The following is a 7316-nucleotide window of genomic DNA, read 5'->3' on the forward strand; positions in this document are numbered from 1 at the left end:
CCGAGCCCACGAAACGTAAAGGAAAACCAAATGCCGAACATTTGTAAAAAAAAAACAAAAAAAAAAAAAAAACAAAAAAACAAAATATTAAAAAATAAAAAGTATACTGTTAACCATCAAAAAAACACATATAATAAAGTTCTATTTTAAAATTAAGTGCACATATAGTATCATTATACTAAATAGATAAGAAAATTAATAAACAATCCATTGTTACATGTTTATTATTAAGCTTAAAGCTTAAGGAGACAAATGCAAAGCTTTGATAATTTAGCAAAAGAAATAAAAAATTTCTCATATGTAATAGAAAAAGATTTCTTAATATGGCCCAAAGATTCACTATTACAACCTATAAACACCGAGCTCATTGAAAAATGGGGGCTTAAAAACGCAATACAAATAGAAAGAAATTTCTTTAATGAATCATTAATACGAGAAACAAAAAAATATATTAACATTAATGAAGAGTATGATGAAGAATCTATTGCAAATTATCACATACTAATAAGCAATTTAGAAGAAATATACGAAACCTGCAAAAAAAACAAAAAAATTTATTACCAAGATGTCATTCCCATTGTAAAAAAAGTAATGGAATTTTATAAAAAAAATCAACAAACATTCATCAAATATATAAAAATACCTAAACTCTTATCTGATTATCATGTTGTTCACTCAATAAATACCTCAATATTAACTGTAGCTCTTGGCAATGAAATGAATTTAAATAATCATAAAACTGTTGAACTTTGCACAACAGCTCTTCTTCATAAAATAGGTTTTTTATTTATACCTTTAAGCATAAGTGAAAAAAAAGAAAAATTAACCGACAAAGAATTTGAAATAATCAAAAAATATCCTGTACTTGGACACAAAATAATATCAACCACTAATTTTTCACGATCTATTTGTCTAGCAATACTTACACATAAAGAAAATTTAGATGGATCAGGATACCCAAACAAACTTAAAAGTGAACAAATTAACATTGAGGCTAATATAATAGGTGCTGCTAGTGCATATAGTGCAATTCTTTTAGATAAGATATATAAAGGAGCCTCAAGTTCGGGAGCATCTCTTATCGAATTAATACAGGATGCTGATAAAAAATTTGACAAAAGAGTTTTAAAACTAATAATTAAAGTTCTATCTCAATGTCCCCTAGACTTTATAGTTGAACTTAATGATAATTCAATTGCTAAAATAATAAAAATCAACGAAATAAATATTAATGTTCCGTATATAAAGTACATAATAAAAGATGGCAAAGTTATACATCCTAATGACAATCAAGGTTACATTAAATCCATACCCAAAACAGAAACAGGTATCAAAAAAATACTAAGACAAGATGAGATAAACCTTATTTTAAAAAAATATGGTTTAAAAGAAATATAAAAAGGAGCAAAACATGATTTTAATAACATCTGCAATGGATGAAGAAGCAAGAGAAATACATCAAATTATTGAAAACAAAGAAGAAATCAAAATAGACAATTACCTAGGTGAAAAAAAAATTTATAAAGGAGAAATTGAGGGACATAAAGTAATATCTTTAACCACTGGCATTGGAAAAGTAAATGCAGCCATGTGGAATAGTTATATTATAGCAAAATATAAAATTACCCATATAATCAACTCAGGAACTGCTGGAGGACTTCAAGAATCTTCAAACATTAAAATATCAGACATCATAATATCATCACAAACAGCATTTCACGATTTCAACTTAACGCAATTTGACTATCAAATAGGACAAGTGCCAGGATTTCCACAAAAATTCGAATCAGATAAAACTTTACTAAACAAAGTCATTAGTATTATCAAAGACAAATTTCAAAATGTTAATGTTCATATTGGTCTAATACTTACAGGTGATCAATTTATTGAAGATGAAAAACAGATAGAAAAAATCAAAAATGATTTTAAAGATGCTTTGGCTGTAGAAATGGAAAGTGCAGCAATTGCACAAGTAGCATACACATTCAACATACCGTTTATAGTCACTCGTTCAATATCTGACTTCCCAAACAACAAAAATAATCACATAGATTTTAATAAATTTTTACAAGATGCATCAAAAAATTCAGCCAAAATGGTAAGAGAACTAATTAAGTCTATATAATACGTAAGGTGATAATATGAATAACAATAATTTAACAGCAACATCTGAGTCCGTATCTGAAGGACATCCTGATAAAATTGCGGATCAAATTTCTGATGCCATACTTGATGAAATACTTAAAAAAGACAAAATGGCAAAAGTAGCATGTGAAACTTTAGTCTCACAAAATTTAATAGTAATAGCAGGAGAAATAAACAGTAAAGCAAAAAAAGATATAGATATCAAAGAAACTGCAAAACAAACAATAAAAAATATTGGATACACAAATATAGAATATGGACTTGATTATAAATCAGCAACAATAATTGATGCTATTGGTTCTCAATCAATAGACATTACAAATGCAGTTGAAAAAAAAGATACAAAAGATATAGGAGCAGGGGATCAAGGAATAATTTTTGGTTATGCATGTAATGAAACTAAAAATTTCTTACCCATAGCATACGAATTATCTAATTTAATTTTAAAAGAAGCTAGTAAACTTAGAAAATCAGGTGAAATTAAGTGGTTGCGTCCCGATGCTAAATCCCAAGTAACCATTGAATATGATTCTTATAAAAATCCAATTAAAGTCAGCAATATTGTCTTATCCCATCAACATGATCCTGATATCCCTTATTCCTTTTTAAAACAAACAATCATCGAAAAAATTATAAAACCCGTTTTAAATAGCAGATCAATGTTCGACAATAATATAGAATATTACATTAACCCTTCTGGAAATTTTGTAATAGGTGGACCTACTGGTGATACCGGTCTTACAGGAAGAAAAATTATTGCTGACAGCTATGGAGGATTTGCAAGACATGGTGGTGGAGCTTATAGTGGCAAAGATGCTACCAAAGTTGACAGATCAGCAGCTTATATGGCACGATACATTTCTAAAAATATGGTAGCAGCGGGCATCTCTCGAGAATTTGAAATGCAAATTGCTTATGCTATTGGCATTCCCAAACCAATATCTATTAAGATAACTACAGGAATTAATGATTAATGAATATGAAAAAAAAATATTAAATTTTATAATAAATAACTTTGATCTCACTCCTAATGGAATAATTAAAAAACTAAAATTAAGAGAGCCCATATATTCTCAAACATGTACATACGGACATTTTGGGAAAAACGAATTAGAATGGGAAAAATTAGATTTCGTAGACACAATCAAAAAGGAGTTTCAAATATGAATAAAATATCAAGTTTTACAATTGACCACACAAAATTACAACCTGGCATATATATCTCAAGGAAAGATACATTTGACAATTTAACACTAACTACTGTAGATATTAGAATGAAGACCCCCAACAAAGAACCTGTAATTAACAATGCAGAAATTCATACAATTGAACATATAGGAGCAACACTACTTAGAAACAATAAAGTTTGGGGAGATAAGATAATATATTTTGGACCAATGGGCTGTAGAACAGGTTTTTACCTAATACTTTTTGGTAATTATGAAAGCAAGGATCTAATTGATTTAATATCTTGGCTTTTTAATGAAATCACCAATTTTCAAGGAAATGTTATAGGTGCAACTGAAAAAGAATGTGGTAATTACCAAGATCATAATCTCAATATGGCAAAATATGAATCTAGTAAGTATCTAGAAACATTAGAAAATATAAAAAAGGAAAACTTAATTTACCCTTAATATACCTTAAATATATAAATATGATAGTAACAACGCCATATCATATATAAATAAACACAATATACAATAAAATTTAACACCAATTATTAGTTAAAATGCTACTTCAATCATCAATTTTGATAAAAATTTCAAATATTTTTACTTATTTTTTTAGATAAGTCTAAATATTCATCTCCTGAAAGTTCAATACTACCATTTCTCTTAAAACCTAAATTATCACCTTGAAATCGTGGAATAACATGAAAATGAGTGTGAAAAATAACTTGTCCTGCCTCAGAACCAATAGCACTATAAATATTAACTCCCTGACAAATATTAAAGTTCAATTTTTTTAAAGATAAAGCTACTTTTTTACACACTCCCAATAGTTGTCCATCAAGTTCATCATTCACATCTAAAATATCATTACTATGTTGTTTGGGAATAACAAGAGTATGGCCAATATTTAAAGGATTAATATCAAGAAAAGCAAGTATTAAATTATCCTCATAAACCTTATAACATGAAATTTCATTTTTAACTATCTTACAAAAAATACAATCACTCAAAATTTCCTCCAAATCAACTCTATCTTAATGCTTATAAAGCATACCTATTAAAAATAATTTGACAATACTAATTTTGCTATATTAAAATAAGCGATTAAGGTCACAACATCAGCAATAGTAGTAATTAAAGGTCCAGCCATCAAAGCCGGATCTATCTTTACAAGCTTAGCCATAATAGGCAAAAGACCTCCCAATATTTTTGCTACCATCAACCCTATCATCAAACACGCAGAAACAACAAAAGCTATTTTAAATTTTTCATCATGTGCAGGAATTACAAAAAATACAATTCGTAAAAAATTAACACTAGCCAAAATTAAACCAACTAAAATACTTACACATATTTCCTTAAATAACACTCTAAAAAAATCTTTTACCTTAAGAGTTCCAAGAGCAAGTTCACGAATAATTAATGCAGATGCCTGAGAGCCAGCATTACCAGCAGTATCCATTAAGAGTGGAATAAAACTGGTTAGAATCACTAAAGATAAAACTAAATTTTGATAATTAGTAATTATAGTGGCAGTTAGAGTAGAAGATATCATAAGAACCAAAAGCCAAATTATTCTATTTTTTGTCATATCAAAAATAGAAGTATCAAGATAAGATTTACCCAAAGGCGTAACCGCAGCCATTATCTGAAAATCTTCGGTATTTAAATTCTGAATTACTTCAAGGATATCATCAATAATAATGACTCCTATCATCCGTCCCTCATTATCAACAACAGGAACACTTGAAATATCATGATTTTGGAAAAGCAAAGCAACATCTTCTTTTCCATCACCAACTTTTACAATATAAAATCCACTATTTTTCATGATAGTAGAAATGACAACATCATCACTAGACAACATTAAATCTTCAATCTTAACAACACCTTTTAATCGTTTCTCTTCATCTGTAATATAGTAGGTATAAATATCTTCTTTGGTTTTTGCAACCTTTCTAATATAATCAAGAGCTTCTCTGACATGAAAATATTCTTTAAGCTCAATATATTCTATTGTTACAATTGAACCAGCAGAATCATCACTGTAAGACAAAAATTTATTAATTATCTCCCTATTCTCTTCAGTAGAACTTGCTAAAAACCTTTGCACAACATTTGCAGGAACTTCTTCTAAGAGATCAATAACATCATCAAGATTTAACTCATCTACCATCTCTCTTATTTCTTTATTTGTAAAAGAATTGGCCAATTTATTTTTTGTAACTTGATCAAAGTTAGAAAATGCTTCAACAGCAACCTTTTTGGGAAGAAACCTATAAATCAAAATCAAATCAGAACCATTAAGCTTCTTTAAAGCTTCACTAATATCAAAAGCATCGTATTTTAAAAGCTCTTCCTTTATATCAGAATATTTTTTTTCTTTAAGCAAGGTTTTTAAAAATACAACATCTATCATATCAATATCTCCAAGATTTTAATTTAAAATAAATGTTTAGCTAACCCTTATTAATTAAAGCTTATCTAAAAGCATAGAACATCTACCTGAAGGTATAGGCAAGGTCTTTTCTTTTTTATTTAATATGTTTATTGTAAAGTAGTAAAGCTTTTCAGATTCCATCTTAATCTCCCATCCTCTCTTTCCCTTATTACATATAATTGTGGTTTGATTTTTCTTAAGTGATAAACTCTCTATTCCCATAATCTCAAGAGCAGGAATATTCCAATAAACTGTCTTATCTGGTAAACTAATTGTAAGTCCAATAATATTCTCTATCATAAGGCTAATACTAAAGAGTGCAAGATAACAAATAACATCCTTTTCTGGAAGAGTTTTCTTTGTAATATCCAAATATGCTGGACCCTCTTTCATTGGCTTATAAGCTTCCCAAATATGTCCTTTAATTTTACCATCTGGCAATAAAGTATCTAAAATATAATACAGATGTCTTATAGTAAATTCTCTTGCTATATTTGCACGTCTACAATATTCAAGTCCTTTAATGACAAAAAAATTCATATAGGTATAAACAGAACCATAATATCCATTTCCATCCAAATTAAAATTAGGATCATTAGCTGAAAGAGTAGGAAAAGGATTTGGTGTGCCAAAGTGTTCATGACTCTTTAAATATAAAACCATTCTCTCAATTCTATCTTCACTCGGAATTTCAGATAAAAGAGGCAAAAACCCTACTATAGTCTTAAGTTTAATAATTTTTTCATTAACATCAAGATCATAATAAAAACCATCTACTTCATCCCACATCAACGAATTAATCTTAGCCTTAAGAGAAAAAAATCTTTTCTTATATTCTAAGGATAAATTTTTATCATTTAATATATCTGCTAACTTGGCAATACAATATGCACTATGCACCTGAAATGAATTAAAATCTATAGGATAATGGACATTCTTTCTAGGAGAATTTTTATAAAAAATCTTATTCATATCAATCGAATAAAGACCATTTGATTTTAAAAACTTTTTTTCTATCCATTTATAATACTTATCAAGCACTGGTAAAACATCACAAATACGCTTTTTATTGCCTGTTTTATGATACAAATTATATTCAACCCAAGCAAAAATTGGTAATCCAATACCATCATCATTTCCTTCTAAGTGAATAATATTATTATTGTGATCATAACGTGATCTAATTGCACCAGATGATTCTTGAAGTTCATAAAATTTATCAATAGTAGATGTAGGAGAATACTCTCCATTACTGTAAACAAGAAAAAAGCTTGAAAGACAAGCTTGCAATTGATCTATAAATTCAACATTTTCAGAATAATAATTCTTATCCTTTTTACCTTTCTCTAAAGATTGGGAAAAAATAATCTTATCTCGGATCCAAGAGAGACTCTTATTATAAATATCAATAAAATCTTGATCATAATAATAAATTTTGGGAAACACATTCTTATTCAATGCTCAAACCTCTGAAAAACATACATCAATCGACTCCTATTTATTATGATATGACTAAATAATAAAATGAGATAAATAAAATTATAACGGTAAGATAC

General features: G+C 28.0%; 6 protein-coding genes and 1 pseudogene. 4 read left to right on the forward strand and 3 right to left on the reverse strand.

Annotated features, from left to right (window positions below):
- Positions 1-252 precede the first annotated feature (252 nt).
- The 4 genes and pseudogenes from BN1173_RS01885 (at position 253) to BN1173_RS01900 (ending at position 3782) form a co-directional block, all read left to right on the forward strand.
- Positions 253-1398, forward strand: a complete 1146-nt coding sequence (locus BN1173_RS01885) for an HD-GYP domain-containing protein (RefSeq protein ID WP_012538132.1) — start codon at positions 253-255, stop codon at positions 1396-1398.
- A 13-nt stretch (positions 1399-1411) separates the two neighbouring features.
- On the forward strand, positions 1412-2125 hold the full coding sequence (locus tag BN1173_RS01890; RefSeq protein WP_040236276.1) for a 5'-methylthioadenosine/adenosylhomocysteine nucleosidase: 714 nt from the start codon (positions 1412-1414) through the stop codon (positions 2123-2125).
- A 16-nt stretch (positions 2126-2141) separates the two neighbouring features.
- A pseudogene (gene metK, locus BN1173_RS01895) lies at positions 2142-3312 on the forward strand (methionine adenosyltransferase).
- Entirely contained in the window at positions 3309-3782 is a 474-nt protein-coding gene (locus tag BN1173_RS01900) for an S-ribosylhomocysteine lyase (protein WP_014696245.1), read from the forward strand. The pseudogene metK and the gene BN1173_RS01900 overlap by 4 nt, the downstream one beginning before the upstream one ends.
- Positions 3783-3910: 128 nt before the next feature.
- Here the strand turns inward: BN1173_RS01900 and BN1173_RS01905 are convergent, their stop codons facing one another.
- From BN1173_RS01905 to BN1173_RS01915, 3 genes are read right to left on the reverse strand one after another with little or no spacing between them, the layout of a single operon-like run.
- Positions 3911-4330, reverse strand: coding sequence for an HIT family protein (locus tag BN1173_RS01905; RefSeq protein WP_040236278.1), 420 nt, complete (start codon positions 4328-4330; stop codon positions 3911-3913).
- A 47-nt stretch (positions 4331-4377) separates the two neighbouring features.
- Entirely contained in the window at positions 4378-5739 is a 1362-nt protein-coding gene (gene mgtE / locus BN1173_RS01910; RefSeq protein WP_014696248.1) for a magnesium transporter, read from the reverse strand.
- 54 nt (positions 5740-5793) lie between these two features.
- Complete coding sequence (locus BN1173_RS01915) at positions 5794-7218, reverse strand: MGH1-like glycoside hydrolase domain-containing protein (protein ID WP_014696249.1); 1425 nt, start codon at positions 7216-7218, stop codon at positions 5794-5796.
- Positions 7219-7316: the final 98 nt, after the last annotated feature.

It is taken from the genome of Borrelia crocidurae, assembly GCF_000825665.2.
GTDB lineage: Bacteria > Spirochaetota > Spirochaetia > Borreliales > Borreliaceae > Borrelia > Borrelia duttonii.